A 1233-nucleotide genomic window follows, 5' to 3' on the forward strand; every position below is an offset into this window, starting at 1 on the left:
CAAGAGGACATCGCGCGCAGCACCCGGCGACTGCTACAACTGGGAAAGGACATCTTGAGCGGGGGGCGCGAGCATGCCGATCAAGCGAGTCATCTGCCCTGAGCGGATGCGGCAAATTCCGGCGCACTTCAGCTGGGTCGATCACCGGCTGGTGCGCGAGCGGTATATCGAGCGCTGTGACGCGTGTGCCGCCGCGCTGTACCTGTTTCTGGTCACTGTCGCCGATGCCCAGGGCCTGAGCTATTACGCGGACACGTCGCTGGTGCATCGCCTGTCGATGGCGCCGGCGCGTCTGGAGATGGCCCGCAACGATCTGATCCGTATTGGCTTGATCGCCTGGCAAAGGCCGCTGTATCAGGTGCTGGCGCTGGATGCGCCGCCTCCTGAGTCGGCAGCGTCCCCGCGTGGCCACTCGGATGTGGCCACGCAGCTCGAGCGGCTGCACGCGGCGCTGGGCAAGCGCCATGCTTGACTATGAGGCGTACTGCAAGATCCGCGATTGCCATGATCGGCAGCACCTGACGATTACGCAAACGGCGCGCGCGCTCGGGCTGCATCCGCAAACGGTGACGAAATGGCTCAAGGCCGGTCAGTACCGGCCCCGCCAATCGCCCCCACGCGCGAGCCGACTTGATCCGTTCAAGGCGCAGGTGGTGCGCTGGCTTGACGCGCATCCGTACAGCGCACAGCAGATCTTCCAGCGCTTGCGCGAAGTTGGCTTTGAGGGCGGCTACACGATCGTGCGCGACTATGTGCACAAGGTTCGTCCGCCGCAGCGCCAGGCGTTCCTCAAGCTTGCCTTCGCCCCCGGCGAGTGCGCGCAAATCGACTGGGGCGAATACGGCTCGATTGGCGTCGGCTCGACTCGGCGGCGACTGTCGTTCTTCGTCATGGTGTTGTGCTACAGCCGCCTGATGTATGTGGAATTCACCGTGTCGCAGACGATGGAGCACTTCCTTGCGTGCCATGAGCATGCGTTCGCGGCCATCCATGGTTGCCCGAGGAAGGTGATGGTGGACAATCTGAAGTCCGCCGTGCTGCAACGCCTGGCGGGCGAGGCGCCAGTGTTCAATCCGCGCTACCTCGACGCGGCGCGCCACTGGGGTTTCGACATCGTTGCCTGCAACGTCGGCAAAGGCAACGAGAAAGGCCGGGTGGAAAACGGTGTTGGTTACGTCAAAAAAAATCTCCTCAACGGGCTCGAGCTATCCGAGTTCAGCGCGATCAACCCTG

Annotated in this window: 2 protein-coding genes; both read left to right on the forward strand. The window is 63.4% G+C overall.

Annotated features, from left to right (window positions below; genetic code table 11):
• Positions 1 to 73 precede the first annotated feature (73 nt).
• The gene (locus ACSQ36_RS46970) at positions 74 to 472 is read left to right on the forward strand and encodes a hypothetical protein (protein ID WP_436187629.1); all 399 of its coding nucleotides are present in this window, start codon (positions 74 to 76) and stop codon (positions 470 to 472) included.
• A partial coding sequence (gene istA / locus ACSQ36_RS46975) for an IS21 family transposase (protein WP_436187630.1) occupies positions 465 to 1233 on the forward strand: 769 nt, incomplete at its 3' end. The genes ACSQ36_RS46970 and istA, both read left to right, overlap by 8 nt.

This window comes from Caballeronia sp. LjRoot34 (genome assembly GCF_964253815.1).
In the GTDB taxonomy this organism is placed as follows: Bacteria; Pseudomonadota; Gammaproteobacteria; order Burkholderiales; family Burkholderiaceae; genus Caballeronia.